Origin of the sequence: Moorella sp. E308F (assembly GCF_006538365.1) — a bacterium.
Taxonomy (GTDB): domain Bacteria; phylum Bacillota; class DSM-521; order Neomoorellales; family Neomoorellaceae; genus Neomoorella.
In genome coordinates, this window is record NZ_BJKN01000002.1 from 1,190,685 (window position 1) to 1,211,500 (window position 20,816).

Annotated in this window: 22 protein-coding genes, 5 tRNA genes, 1 pseudogene and 1 riboswitch; of the genes and pseudogenes, 5 read left to right on the forward strand and 23 right to left on the reverse strand. The window is 53.2% G+C overall.

Translation table 11 applies throughout. The annotated features are described in order from the left end of the window. Positions 1–10 precede the first annotated feature (10 nt). Entirely contained in the window at positions 11–433 is a 423-nt protein-coding gene (locus E308F_RS12445) for a PaaI family thioesterase (RefSeq protein ID WP_141265180.1), read from the reverse strand. A 94-nt stretch (positions 434–527) separates the two neighbouring features. On the opposite strand from E308F_RS12445, the gene E308F_RS15930 reads away from it, so the two are divergent. After that, the gene (locus E308F_RS15930) at positions 528–689 is read left to right on the forward strand and encodes a hypothetical protein (protein WP_172613551.1); all 162 of its coding nucleotides are present in this window, start codon (positions 528–530) and stop codon (positions 687–689) included. A 115-nt stretch (positions 690–804) separates the two neighbouring features. Here the strand turns inward: E308F_RS15930 and E308F_RS12450 are convergent. Further along, positions 805–880 (reverse strand) — tRNA-Cys (locus E308F_RS12450). 12 nt (positions 881–892) lie between these two features. After that, positions 893–967 (reverse strand) — tRNA-Gly (locus E308F_RS12455). 204 nt (positions 968–1,171) lie between these two features. Between E308F_RS12455 and E308F_RS12460 the strand changes: the two genes are divergently transcribed. Then, positions 1,172–2,416 (forward strand): ISL3 family transposase, encoded by a 1,245-nt coding sequence (locus E308F_RS12460; protein WP_141265181.1) that lies wholly within the window; start codon positions 1,172–1,174, stop codon positions 2,414–2,416. A gap of 53 nt (positions 2,417–2,469) precedes the next feature. Here E308F_RS12460 and E308F_RS12465 read toward each other — a convergent pair whose 3' ends face one another. The 17 genes from E308F_RS12465 to E308F_RS12545 form a co-directional block, all read right to left on the reverse strand. Next, the gene (locus E308F_RS12465) at positions 2,470–3,147 is read right to left on the reverse strand and encodes a potassium channel family protein (protein ID WP_141265182.1); all 678 of its coding nucleotides are present in this window, start codon (positions 3,145–3,147) and stop codon (positions 2,470–2,472) included. 252 nt (positions 3,148–3,399) lie between these two features. After that, positions 3,400–4,224, reverse strand: coding sequence for a LuxR C-terminal-related transcriptional regulator (locus tag E308F_RS12470; protein WP_141265183.1), 825 nt, complete (start codon positions 4,222–4,224; stop codon positions 3,400–3,402). Between the two features lie 160 nt (positions 4,225–4,384). Further along, on the reverse strand, positions 4,385–5,536 hold the full coding sequence (locus tag E308F_RS12475) for a M24 family metallopeptidase (protein WP_141265184.1): 1,152 nt from the start codon (positions 5,534–5,536) through the stop codon (positions 4,385–4,387). A 63-nt stretch (positions 5,537–5,599) separates the two neighbouring features. Continuing rightward, positions 5,600–5,675, reverse strand: a tRNA-Phe gene (locus E308F_RS12480). Positions 5,676–5,680: 5 nt separating this feature from the next. After that, positions 5,681–5,757, reverse strand: a tRNA-Asp gene (locus E308F_RS12485). Positions 5,758–5,762: 5 nt separating this feature from the next. After that, positions 5,763–5,837: transfer RNA gene (locus E308F_RS12490), tRNA-Val, on the reverse strand. A 69-nt stretch (positions 5,838–5,906) separates the two neighbouring features. Next, on the reverse strand, positions 5,907–6,731 hold the full coding sequence (gene speB / locus E308F_RS12495) for an agmatinase (protein WP_141265293.1): 825 nt from the start codon (positions 6,729–6,731) through the stop codon (positions 5,907–5,909). Between the two features lie 82 nt (positions 6,732–6,813). After that, the gene (speE, locus tag E308F_RS12500; RefSeq protein WP_141265185.1) at positions 6,814–7,665 is read right to left on the reverse strand and encodes a polyamine aminopropyltransferase; all 852 of its coding nucleotides are present in this window, start codon (positions 7,663–7,665) and stop codon (positions 6,814–6,816) included. 76 nt (positions 7,666–7,741) lie between these two features. Further along, positions 7,742–9,358, reverse strand: a complete 1,617-nt coding sequence (locus E308F_RS12505) for a Na/Pi cotransporter family protein (RefSeq protein WP_172613550.1) — start codon at positions 9,356–9,358, stop codon at positions 7,742–7,744. 4 nt (positions 9,359–9,362) lie between these two features. Next, on the reverse strand, positions 9,363–10,100 hold the full coding sequence (gene phoU, locus E308F_RS12510) for a phosphate signaling complex protein PhoU (RefSeq protein ID WP_141265186.1): 738 nt from the start codon (positions 10,098–10,100) through the stop codon (positions 9,363–9,365). Between the two features lie 23 nt (positions 10,101–10,123). Beyond that, on the reverse strand, positions 10,124–10,639 hold the full coding sequence (gene mobB / locus E308F_RS12515) for a molybdopterin-guanine dinucleotide biosynthesis protein B (protein WP_141265187.1): 516 nt from the start codon (positions 10,637–10,639) through the stop codon (positions 10,124–10,126). A gap of 30 nt (positions 10,640–10,669) precedes the next feature. Then, the gene (locus tag E308F_RS12520; protein ID WP_141265188.1) at positions 10,670–11,956 is read right to left on the reverse strand and encodes a molybdopterin molybdotransferase MoeA; all 1,287 of its coding nucleotides are present in this window, start codon (positions 11,954–11,956) and stop codon (positions 10,670–10,672) included. 50 nt (positions 11,957–12,006) lie between these two features. Further along, on the reverse strand, positions 12,007–12,624 hold the full coding sequence (mobA, locus tag E308F_RS12525; RefSeq protein ID WP_141265189.1) for a molybdenum cofactor guanylyltransferase: 618 nt from the start codon (positions 12,622–12,624) through the stop codon (positions 12,007–12,009). Positions 12,625–12,721: 97 nt separating this feature from the next. Beyond that, a complete protein-coding gene (locus tag E308F_RS12530; RefSeq protein ID WP_172613549.1) occupies positions 12,722–13,822 on the reverse strand; it encodes an ABC transporter ATP-binding protein in 1,101 nt (366 codons plus the stop codon). Beyond that, complete coding sequence (locus E308F_RS12535; RefSeq protein ID WP_141265191.1) at positions 13,819–14,622, reverse strand: ABC transporter permease; 804 nt, start codon at positions 14,620–14,622, stop codon at positions 13,819–13,821. Before E308F_RS12535 ends, E308F_RS12530 begins: the two co-directional genes overlap by 4 nt. Before the next feature lie 42 nt (positions 14,623–14,664). After that, complete coding sequence (modA, locus tag E308F_RS12540; RefSeq protein WP_216363877.1) at positions 14,665–15,534, reverse strand: molybdate ABC transporter substrate-binding protein; 870 nt, start codon at positions 15,532–15,534, stop codon at positions 14,665–14,667. Positions 15,535–15,622: 88 nt separating this feature from the next. Beyond that, positions 15,623–15,762: riboswitch (molybdenum cofactor riboswitch) on the reverse strand. A 63-nt stretch (positions 15,763–15,825) separates the two neighbouring features. Beyond that, positions 15,826–16,740, reverse strand: a complete 915-nt coding sequence (locus tag E308F_RS12545; protein ID WP_141265192.1) for a selenium metabolism-associated LysR family transcriptional regulator — start codon at positions 16,738–16,740, stop codon at positions 15,826–15,828. 67 nt (positions 16,741–16,807) lie between these two features. On the opposite strand from E308F_RS12545, the gene E308F_RS12550 reads away from it, so the two are divergent. Continuing rightward, a complete protein-coding gene (locus tag E308F_RS12550) occupies positions 16,808–17,761 on the forward strand; it encodes an L-lactate dehydrogenase (RefSeq protein WP_141265193.1) in 954 nt (317 codons plus the stop codon). Position 17,762: 1 nt separating this feature from the next. Here the strand turns inward: E308F_RS12550 and E308F_RS12555 are convergent, their stop codons facing one another. Beyond that, positions 17,763–18,521: a helix-turn-helix domain-containing protein gene (locus E308F_RS12555; protein ID WP_141265194.1), complete on the reverse strand. Its 759-nt coding sequence runs from the start codon at positions 18,519–18,521 to the stop codon at positions 17,763–17,765. Between the two features lie 165 nt (positions 18,522–18,686). Here E308F_RS12555 and E308F_RS12560 point away from each other — a divergent pair, with 165 nt between their 5' ends. Beyond that, complete coding sequence (locus E308F_RS12560; RefSeq protein WP_141265195.1) at positions 18,687–19,085, forward strand: YckD family protein; 399 nt, start codon at positions 18,687–18,689, stop codon at positions 19,083–19,085. A 93-nt stretch (positions 19,086–19,178) separates the two neighbouring features. Here E308F_RS12560 and E308F_RS12565 read toward each other — a convergent pair whose 3' ends face one another. Together E308F_RS12565 and E308F_RS12570 are read right to left on the reverse strand one after the other, a co-directional pair. Next, positions 19,179–19,685, reverse strand: a complete 507-nt coding sequence (locus tag E308F_RS12565; protein WP_141265196.1) for a peroxiredoxin family protein — start codon at positions 19,683–19,685, stop codon at positions 19,179–19,181. 11 nt (positions 19,686–19,696) lie between these two features. Then, positions 19,697–20,359, reverse strand: coding sequence for a cytochrome c biogenesis CcdA family protein (locus E308F_RS12570; protein WP_216363876.1), 663 nt, complete (start codon positions 20,357–20,359; stop codon positions 19,697–19,699). A 257-nt stretch (positions 20,360–20,616) separates the two neighbouring features. Here E308F_RS12570 and E308F_RS16275 point away from each other — a divergent pair. Continuing rightward, a pseudogene (locus E308F_RS16275) lies at positions 20,617–20,816 on the forward strand (glycosyl transferase); the annotation flags it as partial.

Sequence of the window (20,816 nt, forward strand, 5' to 3'; positions counted from 1 at the left end):
GAAAACCGGATTATTTCACATAAAATATTCCCCCCGCTGTTGCTATCGTTTGGCCGGCAGAAGTCAATCTTGCCTCTGTTACTACTATCCGCTCGCCGTTGTGGATTATCATTCCCCGGCACTCCACCACCTGACCGGCTTCAATCGGCTTTAAATAACCAACCTGGAGGTTCAAGGTTACAGCCTCCTTACCGGTAGAGCGCACGGCAATTCCCATGGCCCGGTCGGCCAGAGCGGCATAAACGCCACCGTGGAGGGTGTGCCAGGAGTTGAGATGTTTAGGAAGCACTTTCAGGCGCACCAAGCTGCGCCCCGGCCCTACTTCGACTACTTCTATTCCCAGTAACTTGGCAAAGGGATTGTCCGGTTGAACGATGGCCTGCCATTTTTCTGCATCAATTTCGCCCGCCGGCCAAGCAAAATCCCCTCCCATAATGCCACCCCTTCTGATATAATTAATCGCAAACGTTTTGCCCCAAAAAATCACTATGCCTTCCTATGCTATAAAGGATAGAGGTGGGATTAATGTGGCAATTTTACAAGAACGCATCAACCAGTTGCAGGTGGAAATTGCCGATTTGAAGCGTTGTTTCCCTGCCCACTCCTTAAAGCATGCTGTGTTCCACAGCTGGAAAAGTTACTCCAGCAACAAAAGGAGGAACAATTACATCCTAACAGTTAACTGCTGATATGTCAACTTTTGGGAAGTAAGATGCTTCATACAAACGTAAATTGCAAGCAGCGCCTTAACAATACAAAAAGACCATTTTGCCGTTGTGCAAAATGGTCTTCTAGTAACCAACCTGGAGGCGCGGGCCGGATTTGAACCGGCGAATAGCGGTTTTGCAGACCGCGGCGTTAGCCACTTCGCCACCGCGCCACGGTAAAAAAATGGAGCGGAAAACGGGATTTGAACCCGCGACCCTCGCCTTGGCAAGGCGATGCTCTACCGCTGAGCTATTTCCGCTCGCTCACTGCATGTTAGATTATAGCACGGGCACAAAGTCCTGTCAAGCATTTGCAGGCTCTATAATAAAAAGTGTGGGAAGGGATAGGTAGATATGGAAGGACAGAGGAGAAGAGATTTTAGAAGTTAAAGGAGGAAAAAGAGGGGGGCACATCCAAATCAAATGTTAGCAAACAAAAACCCCATTAGGAAAGGAGTGCCCCCATGAATAAGAATAGCACGATCACCCTCAAGGGACAAGAGAATTTTGATAAAATACTCCAGTCCATTTTAGGAGAACGGCAGGAACGTAAAGATATTGTGTTAAGGGTGACGCTAGAGCCGCCAGCATTATGCCCTGCATGTAACAAAGGCAAATTACATAAGCACGGCATTTTAAAGAAGAACCGGAAGCCCCAAGAAAGGAAAATTCGTCACGCTTTTTTATACGGGAGATGGATTTTTTTATCCTGGGTTCCTGTACGGTATAAGTGTTACCATTGTCATAAGACTTTTACCCTTCGTCCTCCGGATACCATCCCCTGGGCCAGATTTACAAAACTAGGAGTGCAGACAGTAGTGTATTATGCCCAGAGGATGAGCTTTACCTATGCAGCCCGAATATTACACCTTACTCCTAATAGGGTTATAAGATTACTAGACAAGTATATCCAGTCCGGTCTTCCAGCAGATGATACTCAAGAGCCCATAGTCTTAACCTTAGATGAGCTGTCCTTTAGCGGGAATGATTTTGTATGCGTAGTAGGGCGCTTGGAACCGGATAAGAGGCCTTTGACGATTTTGGGTGATGACAGGAAAGCAACTATAAAGGCTTACCTGGAGGGCCTCAAAAAAGCCGGGGTTAAAGTAGAAGCAGTAGTAATTGATATGAAAGACGCTTGGCGCAAGTTAATAAAAACAATCTTTCCTTCAGCCAGGATAATAGTAGACCCTTTCCATGTAATCCAGGACGCTAACCGTCGCTTAAATGAAGCACGCAAGATAGAGCAAGAAGCAAGCAAGGAGAATATACCCCGACTGCCCTTGCTTAAGGCCAAGGAAAAACTTACTTCCAGACAACAACAGCAGCTAGAAGAAATTAAGAATAAATACCCGTCCCTCTATGAACTATACCAGCTAAAAGAAGATTTAAGACAAATCATAAAGATGGACCGGGTTGAAGAGGCAGAAATTGCCTTAAGCCGTTGGCTTATAAATGCAGAATGCGCTGAAAATGTAGAGGGACGGGTATGGGCTCGTACTATTAAGTCCTGGAGGTCAGAAATATTAAACCTGGTTAGATACACCCAGCAAGGCCGCCGGTACACCAATGGTTATATAGAAGGCAAGAATACTTTAAGTAAAATGCTCAAACGCTTAAGTTTTGGTTTTAGGAATCGTAATCATTTCATCAAAAAAATTTTCCTGGGATGTTGCCCCCAAAATTTAATCCCACAACTATTGACATAGAGCCGCATTTGCAGGCTCAAAGCAAAAGTATTATTACGGGATAAGCCAGGCTATCACCCTTCCCCATTTTCGACCTTGCCCATCAGGATATACTCCACCTCCGCCTGGACAGCCGGATTAGTGAGAGCAAAGACCAGGTCCCCTGCTTCCAGGACCGTATTGCCACAAGGGACAATGGCCGTATCACCGCGGACAATGGTTACCAGGATACATTCGTTGGGAAAGGGTATCTCCTTTATTTTCCGCTCCAGGACAGGGGCATCAGGACCAAGTTTAAACTGGATCATTTTTAAATCTTTAATGCCCTGCATCCACAGAGCCGTAGTCGCATCCATATCCACCCTTTCCTGGATTAATCCCAGGATAAGGGATGCCGGGCCAATTACCTGGTTGACCCCTAGCCAGCGGAAGAGCTTCTCATTACCAGGATTATTTACCAGGGCCAGGGTACGTTTGGCTTTAAACTGGCGCTCTGCCAGCTGGCAGATTACCAGGTTATCCTGGTCGTCATCCGTAATAGCAATAACTATATCAGCATTTTCAGCTCCGGCCTTTTTGAGTACCTGCGAACTGGTGCCGTCACCAATTACTACCGGTAGGCCGAGTTCCTGCTTAATTTTCTCACCCTTTTCCTGGTCATGTTCCACCATCACTACTTTACAGCCCCAGGCGGCACACTGTTTGGCTACCTGGTAGCCAACCTTACCACCACCGACTACAACAATCCTCATGACTCAACCCCTCTCTGCAATAACTATTCGCCACCACATCCCCGCTTCCTGCCGTTGGTAAATTTTATTCTTTCCAGGCTAGTTTCGGCAGAACTGGCTATCTCTGCTAGGCGGAACTTTTATCGCCGCGATGCGCAATGAAGGTGATACGGGTTATATAACGGGCCAGCGGCCATGACCACTACTATACGTGGTCCGGTAAAGCTTTTGACGCCGCCCCTCCGGGCGGCGTCAAGGTAACAAGGTTAATATTTAACTTATCCCGAGAACTTGCCGGGCCTCTCCTAGCAGCTCGGCCCGCGTGGGAGGAGGTATAGGTTCAGGTCGCCCGGCGCTTCGGGCAATCCGGCTTAAAGCCTGCCATCGCTGCTGCATACGGCTATAAAGGTGGGTGATATAATCCGCTAGCTCGCCATCAAGCCAGGCTTGCAGGTAATTGCGGACGTAATCGCCGGCAGAGGCATCTCCGAGTTTGTAATAGGCAGCCCGGGTACCCCGGGCACGACCACTGGTAGTATAGGGCAACCACCAGGGCCGGTAGGGATCGTCCCCATTATCGCTGTGTAAATAACGGATGTATTTGTTGTCAGCAAGGGCTGCCAGGGCTGGTTTTATCCAGAAGCGGGCGGCGGCACCAACATGCAAAACACGGCCTTCCCCCAGGAGGAGCAGGTGCCACTGGACGGCCCGGGCTTGGCGCAGGTAAGTACTCCCTACCCTGGAAGGCACACCTTGCAGCTGGAGGATAGCAGCTTCATCCGGGGAGATTTCCCCTTCCATTGCCAGGCGGGCAGAGTTAAAGCTGATTTCCTGCTTATTCTGTTCCTGCAAAGACCTTACGGCCCGTAAGACCTCTTCTTCCAGTTCCGGCCAGATGATGTTTTTCCTGTCCTTCCAATTAGAGCCGAGCTTGGTAGCCACTCTTTCAAGCTGGGATTTAACGGTACCCTGCTGTAAACCTAAAGCCGTGGCTATTTCCCAACGCTTTAAACCGGCCCGGGCCAGCAAGGCCACCTGGAGTTCAAGTTTAGCTAATTTAAGGCGTGCATCAATAGCTTTCTGGCAACCGGTATCCATTGGGCTCTCTATACTCCACCACGGATAGAATGTATGTAACTACCTCTTATATACATATTCGGCAATTAAGAATATAATCCTGCTCTCGCCCCCTGGTACCAGGCCTGTTTATAAATTTAAAGATTTTCTGGCCGGAGGAAAAATGATGTTAGTGTTTTCTTTAATAAGTTAGGCTTACTGCTCCTTTTTCCGTAACCACATACGTATCTTCTACCCCGGCGCTGCCCTGGCCCGGAAAGACAAACTTGGGCTCCAGGGCAAAGACCATCCCCGCTGCCAGGACGGTATTATTCCCTCTGGCGATGACTGGCCACTCGTTCAATTCCAGCCCGATACCGTGGCCAATATAACTAACCTGGCGGCCATGACCCATGAAGTATTCGCCCAGCCCGGCCTGGCCGGCCATCTTGACGGCCAGGTCATAAAGCTCGCCTGCCGTCACACCGGGCCTGGCCTTCTCCGCCACCCTGGCTGCTATCTCCACGGCTACTTCCTGGGCTTTTTGCAAAACAGGCGCCGCGGCTGCATCCAGGTAAATGCGCGTCTGGTCGACGGTATAATCGCCGTAAACGCCGGCGTAGTCAATGAGCAGGGGTTCCCCCTTCTCCCAGCGGTGCTGGCTGGGACCCAGGGGATACAGGGGCGTGAGGCCATTTCCGGCCAGGGGTATGTCGTAACAGGAAGCCAGGGCGGCATTGGCCCCGGCCGCAACTATGCCCGGTATCATTCCCTGCTCCTGGCCACGGAAACGTTTTGTACCCTGGTGGCCCAGACGGCGGGCGTAGCCTTCAAACTCGGCGGCGATTTCCAGTTCCGTCATCCCCGGCCTTATCACGCTGCTTATGTACTTAAAGACTTCGGCGTGCCTGCCCGCAGCATAGCGCAGGGCGTCGAGTTCCGGGCCGGACTTGACCATGCGCTGGGAGCGCAATATTTGGCTTATGTCCACCCACTGACATTCCGGGAAAATCTCCTGGTAACGCCGGAACAGGCTTAAAGGGATGACATCCATTTCTAAACCCAAACGCTTTAGCCCGTGCCAGCCGGCTTCGGCCAGTAGTACAGGTATTTCTCTGAAGCTCTTCAGGGGCAGTACCCGGTTTAAGGCAGCCTCGGCCTGCGCCCTGGCGGTATCCCGGTAGGCCAGGAGTAAAGGCTCTCCCATTGCGGGGATAAAAAGGTGGCAGCTCTGGGCCGTACCGCTCAGGTAATACAGGTCAACGGCCTGGAAAATGATAGCGCCGTCTAATTCCCGGGCCTGCAGGGCCTCCTGGAAACGCTTGATTCGCTCCCTGTATTCAGTGGTGATCATAGTCAGCCTCCGTAAATCAGTTTTGATAATAGAAAAGGCCTGGTATCTCCAGGCCTTTGGTACTGGTGCCTCAGGGCGGAATCGAACCGCCGACACGAGGATTTTCAGTCCTCTGCTCTACCAACTGAGCTACCGAGGCATGTCTGGCGGAGCCGACGGGATTTGAACCCGCGATCTTCGGCGTGACAGGCCGACATGTTAAACCGCTACACTACGGCTCCTTCCCTGGTGGGCAGTGGCAGGATCGAACTGCCGACCCCCTGCTTGTAAGGCAGGTGCTCTCCCGCTGAGCTAACCGCCCCCATTAACCTGTTGCGTTAGTTATTATAGCATGGTCCTGCCGGGAAGTCAAATATTTTTCTCCCACCTGCTAACCCCAGGCGAGGATAGCCTCACGGGTGATTTTGCTTGCCAGGATGGCGGTAATGTTACCGTGATCGTAGGCCGGGCATACCTCTACCAGGTCAAAGGCCACTACCCTGGCCTGCCGCAGCAGGTAGATAACCTGCAGGATCTCCCGGGGCGTACAGCCCCCCGGTTCGGGGGTCCCGGTGCCGGGAGCGAAAGCTGGGTCCACGACGTCAATATCTATGCTAACATAGAGGGGGCGAGATGCCAGTTCGGGTACCAGCTTCTCCAGGGGGGTGGTGATGACGTCCATAAAAAAATTGGTCTCTTCCTGGCCGTAGGCGAATTCGCCCCAGGTACCGGAACGGATGCCAAACTGGTAAAGGTTGCCCGGGCCGATTTCCTCTGCCACCAGGCGCATGACGGTAGCATGGGAAAGCCTTTCCCCCAGGTATTCCTCCCTCAGATCGGCATGGGCGTCAAAGTGGAGGACGGCAAGACCCGGGTAGTGGCGGCGGGCCGCCCGGATAAGGGGATAGCTCACCAGGTGCTCCCCCCCCAGGAATAAAGGAAGCTTACCGTCCTGGAAAAGGGCGGCAGCAGCCGTCTCCATACGTTCCAGGTTGGCCTCCACCCGGCCCGGTACCAGGTCGAGGTCGCCGGCATCGTAAAAAGGCACCTGCCCCAGTTCGCGTTTAAGGTACGGGCTGTATTCTTCCAGGACTTCAGACACAGCGCGAATGGCCTGGGGGCCCCAGCGGGCGCCGGGGCGAAAGCTGGTGGTGGCGTCAAAGGGGATGCCCGCCAGGACCACCCGGGCGGCTTCATAATTATCGCTACTGGCCATAAAGCCCTGGTTTTTGACAAATCCCGGTAACACTTATCTTACTTCCCCCGTTCAACCTTTTTTACCCAACCCGTTTAGCACCCTAAAACTCCTCTTCGTCCCGCTTTTCAAGGATTTCCTGGACAAAGGGCGGCAGGGCAAAGGCTGCCTGGTGGATGGCCGGGGTGTAGAAACGGGTCACCAGCTGGGGTGCCTTTTTCCAGTCAACCTCCAGGGGATCATACTCCTTGCTCCCCAGGCTGAAGCTCCAGAAACCGCCGGGGTATGTGGGTACCGTGGTCAGGTACAGGCGGGCAATAGGGAAAATCTCTGCCAGATCCCGCTGGATACGCCGGATAAGCCTGGCGTTAAAGAGAGGTGACTCTGTCTGGGCGACAAAGAGCCCGTCCGGCTTTAAAGCCCGGTAAACGTTACGGTAAAATTCGGTGCTGAAGAGCCCTACCGCCGGGCCAATAGGATCGGTGGAATCCACAATAATCACGTCATAGGTGTTTTCCATCTGGCGGACGTGCTCGATGCCGTCTTCAAAGCGGATCTCCACCCGGGCATCGTCCAGGCCGCAAGCGATCTCCGGCAGGTATTCCCTGGCGTTGGCCACCACCCGGGCGTCAATTTCCACTAGGGTGGCTTTTTCAATGCTGGGATGTTTGATAATTTCCCGGATAACACCACCGTCACCGCCGCCAATGACCAGGGCCGTACGGGGATTGGGGTGGGTATTTAAAGGTACGTGGGCCATCATCTCGTGGTAAAAAAATTCATCACCCACTGTGGTCTGGATTATGTTATCCAGGAGCAACATGCGCCCGTAAGCCTCCGTCTCCACCACAGCCAGGTCCTGATAGGGCGTTTTTTCGTGGTGCAGGGTTTTTTTCAGCTTGACGGATAGAGCCAAGCCGGGGGTTTGCAGTTCAGAAAACCAGATGCCTTGCAAAGTTAATTCAACTCCTTCCTTTTTTTCCAGAAAGCTATCTTAGCAAAAAAATAACTTTACCACAAGGGCCTGCAAGTTAAATAATCCCCATAACCGCCTGGGCTATGCTGACGCTATGCATGTTGAGGCGCAGGAGCTGGTTGATGAGATCCATGTGGATGGATGTGGTTTCTAAACTGAGGCGGTTCTCCTGCTGCAACCGCTGGAAATGGGAGTAGCGCAGGTTCTTTTCCAGGCGTAAGATTTCAGGATGATCCCTTATGACCCTGGCAGCCAGGGCTTCGTCATCGGCGGCGAAGGCCTGGATGGCCGTCGCAAAATTCTCCTTGACTTTATTAAACATCTCCTGGAGTTCAGCCTGCCCCGCCGGGGAAAACTCCACCCCGCTGGCTTCAATTTTCCGCCACTGGTGGGCCATTTCCACGACCACGTCGCCAATATGCTCCAGGTCATTGGCTATATAGAGGAGCTTGGTCTGGGCCACTAACTGGTCGTCGGTAAGGTTGCCCTGGTTCAACTGGGCGAGATACCTGGCCACCGCCCGGTAAAGATAGTCAAGGATATTGTCCAGGCTGCGCAGCTTTTCCAGTAATTCAACTTCCCGCTCGGCTAAGGGCTGCATCACCCGGGGAAACATCTCTTCCCTGATGATGCCGGCCATGCGTAAAAGCTCCTGGGTCGCGCGGGCCAGGGCCAGTTCTGGTATCTCCAGGACTTTTGTATCCAGGTACTTGGCCACCTTTTCTTCCTCGGGAGCGCTGGGGAGGACCTTTTCCATAAGGCGGCCTACCCGGGGAGTAAAAGGAAGAAAGAGGATCATATTAATAACATTAAAAAGGGTGTGGCCGTTGGCCACCTGGCGGGCAATATCCGGAGAAGTCAGCCGGGATAAATAACTGTACAGTCCCAAAAAGGGTAGAAAGAGGAGGGTACCCGCCAGCTTAAAAAAGAAATGGGCCAGGGCTACCCTTTTGGCTTCCCGGGACAGGGCAATGCTGGAAATGAGGGCTGTAGCTGTGGTACCCAGGTTGGCTCCCAGGACCATGGCCAGAGCCGCTTCCAGGGGCAGGGCACCCTGGGCGGCCAGGGTCATAGCCAGGACCACTGTTGCCGCGCTGGCCTGGACAACGCCGGTAAAAAGGGTGGCTGCCAGCATCATTAGCCAGGGGTGGGCGGCCAGGGGGCTCAAGGCAGTTTTAAAGCCGGGCAGGGTATTTAAGGGGGCTACGGCCGTACCCATAAGGGCCGCCCCGTAAAAGATAAGGCCAAAACCGAGGATAGCCTGTCCCAGGTAGCGCCAGCGCAGGCGCCTGGCAAAGAAGTATGGTATGAGGCCGGCTGCCACGGCCCACAGGGCGTAGTCGCTGAGGCGCAGGGCAATAAGCTGGGCCGTCAGGGTAGAGCCAATAGCCGCCCCCAGGATGACCCCCAGGGCCTGGCCCAGGCTCATGAGCTCCGCGCTGACAAAGCCTACCAGCAGCACCGTCGTGACAGCGCTGGTCTGAAGGAAAATGGTCACCACCAGCCCCGCCAGCATACCAAAGAAGCGATTTTTCGTTACCGCCCCCAGGAGCTGCTGCACCTGGCGGGCCGCCGCCTTTTGCAGGCCGGTACTGATAAGATGCATGCCAAAAAGGAAAAGGGCCAGACCACCTGCCAGCCCGGTGGCAATGGGGAATATCAACGAACTCAAGCTATTATCCCTCTACATTACCGGAGCTGGTCCTCTTATTGTCACACCCCGGCAGGATTGTTTTCTGAGGCCCCTGGTAGTCTTTAAAGGCGCGGCGCTGTCCTGTCTCCCTGTAGACGACCATCTCGGCGACGTTCACGGCATGGTCGGCAATACGTTCCAGGTAACGGGCCACCAGGGCGAGATAACTGGCCTGGTCGACATACTCCGGCCCCTGCTTCATAAAACCTACCAGTTCGTCGTACAGGTCTTCAAAAAGACGGTCGACGGCATCATCGGCCCGGACTATTTCCCTGGCTGCCTCCAGGTCGCGGTCTACCAGGGCCTGGAGGCTTTTCCTCAGCATAGCCTGGGCCAGGTCACTCATGCGGGGAATATCTACCAGGGGTTTGAAGTATGGTCCCAGACTGGCGAGGCGGCCGGCTATCTCGGCAATATTGACGGCATAATCGCCGATGCGTTCCAGTTCCTTGCCTACCCGCATGACGGTAGCCAGGATACGCAGGTCTTCCCCTCGGGGTTGTTGTAGAGAGATCAGGTCCAGGGCCGCCATCTCAATGTTGTAATCCAGGTCATCGGCAAAGTTATCGCCCTCTACCACCAGGCGTGCAAGGTTACAATCCTGGGCCTTAAGGGCAGCCAGGGCTTTATCTACCTGGTCGGCAACGTAATCACCCAGTTGTAAGATGTTTTCTTGCAGGTTCATTAACGCCCGGTCATAAGCATTAAGTGGCCGGCCCATGTAATATTCCTCCTCTGCCCATGTTAAATTGCCCTCCGCTTCCTGCCTGCCGGCGCAAGAATCCGCTCTTCAATCAGGTCCACCAGGCCCGCGGCGTCATCCAGACCATAACAAGGGACGTCAATGGCCAGGGGCTCGTCTGTAGCCACGGCCAGAAGTTCTTGCGGTTCACACAGGAGCTCGCCGCTTACAGCCGCACGGTGGACTTCGATCTTAGGTTTGTCACCGCGCTTGTAGCCTTCAGTGATAATCAGATCGACATTCTGAATGCGTTCTGCAATGGCATCCAGAGGGAGCTCTGCATCAACTTTTTCAATGAAAGCCATCTTGCTGGGTGAAGAAATTACGACAACGTCGGCCCCGGCTTCGGCGTGGCGCCAGGTATCCTTACCAGGGCGGTCGATGTCAAAGCCGTGAGTATCATGCTTAATAGTAGCGACCCGGTAACCCCGCCGTTTTAACTCCGGCAGGAGTTTGGTAAGTAATGTTGTTTTCCCGACATCGGACTTGCCAACTACGGAGATAACAGGTGTACTCATGTTATCACAAAAACCTCCATTCCCATTATTTTACTTAATCATTATCACCCGGACTTCTTCCCCGGCCGCGGGTGCTGCGTGTGGAGGTAAATCAATCAAAGCGTTGGCCCCTATAGCAGCGCGAATGCCGCCGGGTCGACGCGGCAAGGGTGTGACCTCCCAATAACTGCCGCAGGCCCGGGCCCGGGCCCAGTGAAAGGTTCGTTCCGGTCGCGGTCGGTCAATGGCTTCCCCCAGCCGAGCTAAAAAAGTTAGCGGTGCCGGCTCCCGGCCACCGAGAGCTCGGATAACTGGCACCGCCAGGAGGTAAAACAACACCATGGCCGCCGGCGGCGTTCCGGGCAGGCCCAGCATCAATTTTGCCCCCGAGCGTGCAGCTATGACCCGTCGTCCGGGGCGAATAGCCAGTTCCGTAAAGAGTATCTCGCACCCGGTCCTGCTAAAGGCAGCAGGTGTAAAGTCAAAGGGGCTGCCGCCGGCGCCGCCGGTGGTCAGAAGCAGATCCCCTTCCTGCAGTCCCCAACGGTAGGCCTTTACCTGTTCTTCCAGGTTGTCGGCTAAAAGGCCCAAGGATATTGCCTGGCCGCCGGAGGCTTCTACGGCTGCTGCCAGGGCATAAAAGTTACTGCTATATATATAGGGAGGAACATTGACATCAGGATAATCTGCCATGCGGTTAGGAGGGTTCCCTGCCTGATTGTCACCCGGGAGACTTTTCCCTGGACCGGCCGGGTCCAACAACTCGCTTCCGGTGGCGGCCAGAATCACCCGGGGCCGCTGGTAAACCAGCACTTCCCGCAAACCCAGGGCGGCTAGAAGGCCGATTTCCGCGGGTCCCAGGGTGGTACCGGCGGCCAGTATCTCCTCCCCGCTTTTCACTTCGGCTCCGGCCGGTTCCAGATAGCTGCCGGAAGGCAGGCCGGGTATGCTGATAAATTCTCCCCGCTGTTTTACCAGCTCCCGGGGAATAATGGCCACCGTCCCTGCCGGAGGACGGGCACCGGTAAAAATGGCTGCCGCCGTCCCCGGACTTAAGGTGATGCCGGGATTGCTGCCGGCCGGAACCGTCCCCACCAGGCGGTAGATTGCCCCCGGATCAGCAGACCCGGCGGGGATGGTAGCGGAGGCGGGGAGCGGCGGCCCCACGGCGTAGCCGTCGACCAGGGCACGGGGAAAAGGTGGAAAGGGCCCCGGGGCTGTTACCGCTACCGCCAGGACCCGTCCGGCAGCCTCCTCCAGTCTTACTTTAACCCGGCCGGGCGGTTTTAACCCGGTCAGTAACATCGCCCGGGCTACCTCCAGGGATAAAGGTGGCATTGCGTTGCATCCTTTCGCCAGGAATAGACGAATTTATTCCTCTCGTGCTATCAAGGCTGCACTTCACCGGAGGTGGTGCTGTCCCGCAGCATGCGCCGCGCCCGGGCCAGGTCGTCCGGGGTGTTGATATTGAAGAAAATCTTCTCGGGGTCATTGGAACCAACCAGCCGGTCAACGTCCACATAACGCACCTTTACCCGGGGATAAAAGGCAAAGGCCTTATATTTTCCCTCTATCAGGCAATCTTCAATGGCTTTTAAACAATCCCGGGAATAAACGGCGTGCAGGGGCTGCAGGTACTCACCCCGGCGCGGCACTACCACATCGTAACCCGGAGCCTGTTCAAGGAGATACATTATAAAACTCGGTTGCAGGAAAGGCATATCGCAGGCCACGATAAAGTTGTATCGATAAGTTGAAGCCAAGAGGCCGGCATGGAAACCGCTTAAAGGTCCCCGGCCGGGGATAACATCCGGGACCAGGCGCGCCTTTAAGTCCCGGTACAGTTCCGGGGTATTGGTGACAACGATTATGTCAGAAAATAACGGCCGTAAAGCTGCCACGACCGTGGCCAGCATGGATTCCTTCCCCAGGGGCAGGAGGGCTTTATTGGTACCCATACGGGTACTTTTGCCTCCTGCCAGGACGATCCCGGCTGCTTCATACATTGCAAGTTGCGCCTCCGGTAAGGTGGTTCCTGGTTTTAAAATGATTATATTTGAATAAATATGTTATTGCAATCTTACCTTAGATTCTACTGCCAGATTATCCTTCTTTATCTGCCGGTAAAACCCAGAAAGAATCTTTTTTTAAAGATACAGTCACGTTGTTACCTATGCTGATAGCCATATCATGGTAAATATAACTTGGAAGCTCCAATTCAATCTCTATTCCTGTACCGGCAAGATCTAAGAACAATAAGTAACTACCATACTGGTCAAAAATCCGCCGTACAGTGGCTGGAAAAATATTAGACCGCACCCTCGGCGTCAGGGGACGGTCGGGGCGAATAATAACTATTTCCCGCGGGTTGATGCCAAAATGAATTTTATCGCCCGGCTGTATATGGGGAGTTGCCGGCAATTTAAAATCAAGCCCTTCCTCAATACGGGCGACAATTTCACCGGTGGAAAAGTCTATCACCCTGCCGCTCAAGGTATTCCGGTTTAATAATAACCTGGCTACGGCCAGGGTGGCCGGCCGGCGGTAAATCTCGTCCCGGCTGCCTATCTGGTGCAGGCGCCCGTCAATTAAAACGGCAATTTTATCCCCCAGGAGAAAGGCTTCCTGGAGGTCATGGGTGACATGGATAACCGTGACCTGGAATTGAGCAAAAATCTCCGGGAGTAAAAAAATCAACTGCCTTCTGGTAAAACTATCAAGGGCAGAAAAGGGTTCGTCCATCAATATAATATCAGGTTCTACCAGCAGGGTCCTGGCCAGGGCCACCCGCTGTTTTTCACCGCCGCTTAAAGTCAGGGGATTGGCACGGCTTAAAAGGTGTTCAATGCCAAGGAGTGCCGCTAATTCCCTGGCTCGCTCGCCGGCCCTGGCAGGCGGGATCCGGTTGGGACGGGCGCCAAAGGTGATGTTTTCCATGACAGAAAGGTGAGGAAATAAAGCAAGGTTTTGTTGAATATAACCAATCTTCCGTTCTTCCGGCAAAGCACGGGTAACGTCCCGGCCGGCAAAGAGTATCCTGCCTTTCTGGGGTTTTTTAAGGCCTGCCAGAGTATCTAACAGTACCGTCTTCCCGGCACCGGACGGCCCTAGAATAATCAGATATTCGGCTTTGTTTACCTTGAAGGAAATATCGTCCAGGTAAAAACCGGGGCCAGCTACGGTTAGATTTTCAACGTGGATCACTGGTACAATGCTCCTTTATCCGTCAGTAAACGTAAAGCCAGGAGAATTAAAAAGGCCATCAGAACTATAATGCTTACCAGGGCCACTGCCTTTTCAATTTTTACAGAAGAGAGATTTAAATAAATGGCAATCGGTAAGGTCTCGGTTTTCATCTTGGTAGCTCCTGCCAAGGTAACTGTGGCGCCAAACTCACCCAGGGCCCGGGCCCAGGAGAGTATAAAGGTAGCCATAATACCCGGTCTGGCCATGGGCAAAGTCACTCGCCAAAAGGCCCCGCTCCTGCTTTCCCCCAGGACCCGGGCCGCCATTTCATAGGCCGGGTCTATAGAGTCAAAAATGGATTTCATCAAACGAATGGCCAGAAAAATGACAATGGTGGCCTGGGCGACAATAATGCCGGTTACGTTAAAAACTACCGGGAAAAAATGCTCCTGAAAAAACAATCCTGGAGCCGTATTAAAAAAAATTAGCAGTATCGCCCCTAGGGCAACGGGTGAGATAACCACCGGCAGATCCATAATGGTATCAATAACCGCTTTAGCCGGCACGCTGAAGCGCGACAGGGCATAACCGGCAGGTATGCCAACTAAAAGGGCCAGCGTAGCCACTATAAGGGCCGATTCTAAAGAGAGGGCCAGGGCAAAATGAACCTCTCTATCTTTTAGACTGCTGAGAAGTACTTCTTTGTTCAAATAGCTAACCTGGGAGAATAAAAGTAGTAAGATATACATCGACACCATGGTAAGAAGGCCGCTGAAAGCCATGGTAAAGGCCTTAGCGGCAATTTTTTTCCCGCCCACTTTCCTTCTTCACCCTCATTTCTAAAACCCTGGCCTGGTAGCTTACCTCCAGTCTGCAGGCAACTGGTATTCGCCCCCAACCGGCGCCTCCGGGGCAAATTTACGCGCTTCTTCAATGCTTCCCAGGTAACCGTATTTCCGGAAAACTTCTTTGCCTTCTTCTGAGGTGAGAAAAGTCAAAAATAAGGCGGCCAGCTCCTTTTGCTGGGAAAAGCTGGAGATGGCTGCGGGAATATAACCAATGCGGGTTACCTGTTCCGGCGGCAAATAGATTGTTTCAATCTTGGCCGGGTCCCATTTTTGGAAGACATCCCAGCCCAAAACGGCGTCTACTTGCTTTAGGGCTACCAGATTGGCTGTTTTCTCGCAGCTTTCCGCATAAGTAACAATATTCTTTTTGACCTTGTCAGCCAGGCCGGCTTTCTCCAAGACCTCTACCCCGTAAAGGCCTACGCAGACTGTATCGGGACGTGCCAGGCCCACCCGCACCCCGGGACGGGCTAGATCGTTTAAAGACCGGATCCCTTGCGGGTTGCCCCTGGGCACATTAATAGCCGGTATAAGGTAAACCAGTATCTGTTCGGTTTGGGGATCCACAACGCCCTCTTTCTTGGCCATTTCCATAAAATCAGAAGAACCGGGGATGTAAATATCGCCCCGGCGGGATAATTTCATCTGGGAAAGAACAGAACCCGAACCGCCAAAGGTAAGGTTTACCTTAACACCGTACTTTTGCCAAAAAAGCGTAGCAATCTCCTCCAGGGGAGGTTTACTGGCGGCCCCGGCAAAAATTTGCAGCTCTTTAGTTTCTCCTTGCCTGGCCGCGTTTACGCTTTCCTTTTGCGAGGTACAACCAGTTAAAAAAAGAAGTGCCAGCATAGTAATGACTACTATCTTCAAGATTCGTCTCAAAGTTAATCAACCTCCCGCAAATTTTATGAGCCTGCCGGCCCTAAATAAGTAAATGCCCCGGCTCGCAAAGGATGCCGGGGCGTCAATGCCCTGCCACGCCGCATCTCCTTTCCGAGCAAGGGGAGGCAGGCCCGTTTCCCGACCTACCCCGTGGGTACTGACGACCCAGGCCGGTGTCCCATAGGCTGGTGGCCCTTAGGTGATACCGGCTCGGAGATGGTATGTAATTTTATTTTATCATACTCTTATCCCTTTGTCCCGTCAAGATATTGATAGTCCTTTTAGTCCCGATTAACTATTAACAGGTAACGGTAGCTGAAGATGATGTTTTTCCAAAAAACAGGTAAAGGCCTCGGCTGCCGGGCTTAAAAGCTGGCGACGCCGCACCAGGTACAAATCGCGCTTTAAATTTACACCCTGGAGGGGAACAGTAAAGAGACGGCCGAGTTTGACGCTTTTTTCCACCGCCCAGCAGGTGACCAGGGAAATACCAAGGCCGGCCTCCACGGCACTGACAATGGCTTCCGTACTCCCCAGCTCCATGACGATCTGGGAAGAATCAACGGTGAAACCGGCTTTCTGCAGGCGTTCTTCCACCACCTTGCGGGTACCCGAACCGGCCTCCCGCCAGACCAGGGCCTCGCCCTGTAAATCCCGGGGAGTTGCAACTTTAACCCCGGCCAGGCGGTGCCCCGGGGGAACAATGAGGACCAGTTCATCCTCTACCAGACGGCTATAGGAAAGGCTACGGACTCGGCCCCCGACGCCGACAACCCCAAGGTCGATTTCTCCATCCTGCAGGCGCCGGATCACTTCCTGGGAGTCGGCAATCTCTACCACGACTTCCACCCGGGGATATTCCCGCCGGAAACTACCAATCAGCCGGGGCAGGATATACTGGCCCGGCGTAGTGCTGGCTCCAAGAAGCAAACGGCCCTTCACCAACCGGGTCAGTTCTGCCAGTTCCCGCCGGCTTTGTTCCAGGTGGCGGGCAATAGCTTTAGCATGCCGGTAACAAATCTCCCCGGCCGCCGTCAGCCGTACTTCGCGGCCCCGGCGTTCAAGCAAACGCGCGCCGTAGTAATCCTCCAGGGCCTGAAGCTGTTTGCTAACCGCCGGTTGGGTAAGGTGCAGATCCTCGGCTGCCGCGGAAAGGGTGCCTTTTTCTACTGTGGTAATAAAAGTTAACCAGTAATTGAGGTTCATAATTTATAGCTCCAGCTGCCGTATAACCCTCCTAGTAACAGTGGAAAATATACGTGGAGGTGATATTATGCCCTTGCAGGGTCCTGCCAAGGTAGCCATCATCGGCGCTGGCTATGTTGGCGCCAGTACCGCTTTTGCCCTCCTCTTCAGCCCTATCGTCAAAGAAATAGTCCTCGTCGACATTAACCGCGCCCGGGCTGAAGGGGAAGCCATGGACCTCGCCCACGCGGCCACTTTAATCCGCCCCGTAAAAATTTATGCCGGGAACCCGGCCGACTGTGCCGGTGCTCGTATTATTATTTTCACCGCCGGTGCTAACCAGCAGCCCGGGGAAACCCGCCTGGACCTGGTGCACCGCAATACGGCCATTGTCCGCGAGGCCCTGCCGCCCCTTTTGCAGCACTGCCCGGATGCTTTAATCATTATGGTTGCCAACCCGGTTGATGTCCTTACCTATGTGGCCTGGAAACTCTCGGGGCTACCAGAGACCAAGGTCCTGGGCTCAGGGACTGTCCTGGATAGCGCCCGTTTTCGCCACCTTTTGAGCCGGCACCTCCACGTCGACCCCCGCAATATCCATGCCTATGTAATCGGCGAGCATGGTGATACCGAAGTGCCCGTTTGGAGTTTAGCCAATGTGGCCGGGGTATACCTGGAGGAGTTTTACCTTCTGGACGGTACTATAGAAGAAGATGCCTTCCGTATTGAAATAAGCCGCCAGGTCAAGGAGGCTGCCTATACGATCATCGAACGCAAAGGGGCTACTGCTTATGGTGTAGCCCTGGCTTTAAGTCGAATTACCGAAAGTATCCTCCGGGATGAGAAAAGCGTCCTCACCGTTTCCAGCGTCATCCGCGATCTTTACGGTCTCGAGGGTGAGGTGGCCTTAAGTCTCCCCTGTGTGGTAGGCAGCCAGGGGCGGGAAAAGGTCCTGGCCATTCCCCTGGGAACCGGGGAACTGGCTGCCCTCAGGCACTCGGCGACCATCCTCCAGGATATTATCACCCGGCTCCGTCTTTAGGTTAGTGGCAGCGTTTATAGAGCTGGATAAAATTGAGGATAAAACGGAGTTCATCCTCGGTACAATTACACACCAGGCGCAATACAGATTGTACCTGGGGTTCCATTAGCAACCGGCGTACTGCAGGGCTCATCTGGTTTAGCATCTCATCCAAACCAGCATCATCAGCTATAAAATAACAGGGAGAAATATTTAAGACTTCGCCGATTTTTTCCAGGGTTTTTAACGAAGGCTGTACCTTCCCCTGTTCTATCTGGCCGATGAGGCCGGCCGAAACTCCGGCCGCCCGGGCCAGGTCAGCCTGGGTAAAGCCCTGTTCTTCCCGGGCCTGGCGCAATTTATGTCCCAGTGAACCGCCTGTACCGATAACTGTACTTAAAGGGACATCGAGGACGGTAGTAATTTTTTTCAGGGTATCGATGGCCGGGTATACATTTCCCCTCTCTATTTCACTCAGATAGGAAATAGAGATACCGGCTTCCTCGGCCAGGGTGCTCAAACTTTTACCTTTTTTTTCCCGCAAGAGGCGGAGCCTCTCCCCCAGGGCGAGGCCCCGCTCATTACCGGCCTCCACGAGTTGCTCCCGGGGGAGATTTAAAGCCACGGCTATTTTATCAAGGGTTTTCAGGGAAGGTTTTTTCGCTCCCCGTTCGATCTCGCTTAAATATGAAACGGAAACTTCGGCTTTTTTAGCTAGGTCCTGAAGTGAATAACCCCGTTCTTCCCTCAGTTCCCGGATGCGTTTACCACAGACCCGCATTTTCTTTCGCTCTCCTGGGATTTAACTTAAATTAATTTATAGTATTATCGAATAAAGTATAAATTAAAGGCTCCAGCTCTGTCAAGTTTCAAATTTTCTTCATACTTTATTCATATTTTTATCATTCCTGCCAGGTAGAATATACCTCGAAAGGAGGTGGCGCGGGTGACGAAAAAAATTGCCCTCGTCCTCGCCATAGTGTTGATGCTGGGGGTGCTGGCACCGGTGGCCTTTGCGGCAGTTACCGACCAGCAAAAAGCTGAGATTGATTCCTTGTACCAGCAGATTATCGAGCTGCGTCAGCAAATTGTCGACAAGTATGTTGAAGCTGGCGAACTAACTAAGGAACAAGGTGAGGCGATTAAAGAAAGTATCCGGGACATGGAAGAATACCATAGCAAATATGGTATAGTTCCCGGCGCCTGCCATGGCGGGGCGGGCTATGGCATGATGGGAGGCTGGGGCCGCGGATTCCTGGGCGGTTTTGGCAATAACCCCAACCCGGGTAACCAGAATTCAGCCTTCTACGGCCCTGCCATGATGCGCGGTTATATGGGTTTGTAAAGCAACACACTACCTTATCTCTTGCTAAACTTAAGTAAAAACAGCCCCATTGTTAAGGGGCTGTTTTTTCGCGGGTAACAAGGAGGCTCAAACTCAAAGGAGATCCTTTACAAGATTATCCAGTTCTCCTGGCCCCAGGGGCCCTTGTTTGACCCGGCGGATCTGGCCCTGGCGGTCGATGATAAAGGTAGTGGGAATGCCGGCGACTCCGTAGCTCCTTGCAACCCGGCTGTCGTGGTCCAGGAGTACGAGGTAATTATGCTCCTTATTTCCCAGGAAGGCCCGGATGCCGGCCTCTGTCTCCCGCTGCATGATATTGACGGCCAGGACCTTCACCCCCTGGTCCGCCAGTCTCCCCGCTGCTTTATCCAGTTCCTCCATTTCGGCCACACAATAGGGACACCAGGTGGCCCAGAAGTTCAATACTACCACCTGGCCCTTAAAGCTTGCCAGGCTGACCTGACCACCATCCAGGGTTGGCAGGGTAAATGCAGGTGCCAGGACTTTGTTGCCCTGGCGGCCCGGCAGGATAAAGGAAGCTGCCAGGACAGCAAACATAATGACTATGATTATGAGGGGCACCTTCCAGTTTTTCGGCATGGGGTCTCCTCCTAGATAAAAGTATTCAGCCGCCCGAAAAAGACCAGCAAACCCATAATAATAAGTATAATCCCGCTTACAAAGGATATAATGGGTAAATAACGAGAAAACTGGCGTAAAAGGCGAAAAACCGGTCCTAGGGCCAGGGCGCTGGCGATAAATGGAACTGCCAGCCCAAGGGAGTAAAAAGTAAGGAGAAGCATACCCTTAAAAAGGGTGGCCTGGCTGCCGGCGTAAATCAAAATAGAAGCCAGGACCGGGCCGATGCAGGGCGTCCAGCCAGCGGCAAAGGCCATCCCCAGCAGAAAGGAAGGGGCGACGCCTGGAGCCCGGGGCTGCATGTACCACTTTTTTTCTTGATTTAAAAAGGGCAGACGGACAATTCCGGCCACCTGCAAACCGAAGAATATAATCAGGATTCCCCCGGCACGGTTTAAAAAGGGACGGTACAGCTGGAGCAGAGAGCCCAGGCCACCGGCCGAGGTCCCCAGGAGGATAAAGATCAGGGAAAAGCCGGCGGTAAAGAGAGCCGCCCGGCCGGCTAAAAAAGAGCGGTCCAGTTCCTCTACCTTACCGCTAGCTACGGCTGAGCCGCCTAGGTAAGTAAAATAGGCCGGCAACAAAGGTATAATACAGGGTGAAAAAAAGGATAGCATACCGGCGGCGAAGGCCACGGCTATAGACCAGTTTCCCAGAGTTGCTCACCTCTTTTTGATTATATTATTTTTAAGTTACGCCGTCAATATAATACTGCCAGGAAAAGGAATCAAGCCGAATGCAAAGCAAATGAGACAAAAATGTGGATAAATGACCTCTTTGTAATCTGGAGAATGTCTTTTGCCTTTGTACCATCATTAAACCCAATTGGTGGCAATGTCTTCTAATGCTATAATAGGTGGCGGCGTAAATACCCTGATTGGGGGAGATAAGAATGGATTGGGAAATAATAAGCCCTGCCCAGGTTTTATATCTAGTTGCTGTTGGCTTTTACCTGTTTTTTTTCACCCTTTTCCTAAGGTATTTCTTCTGGATGTGGTATTCCTACCGTAATTACTGGAGCAAGCGGTTAGCCCTCGACAAGGAAAAGGTGGTAGCCCTGGCAGCTACCAAAAACCTGGAGCTACCTTTTTT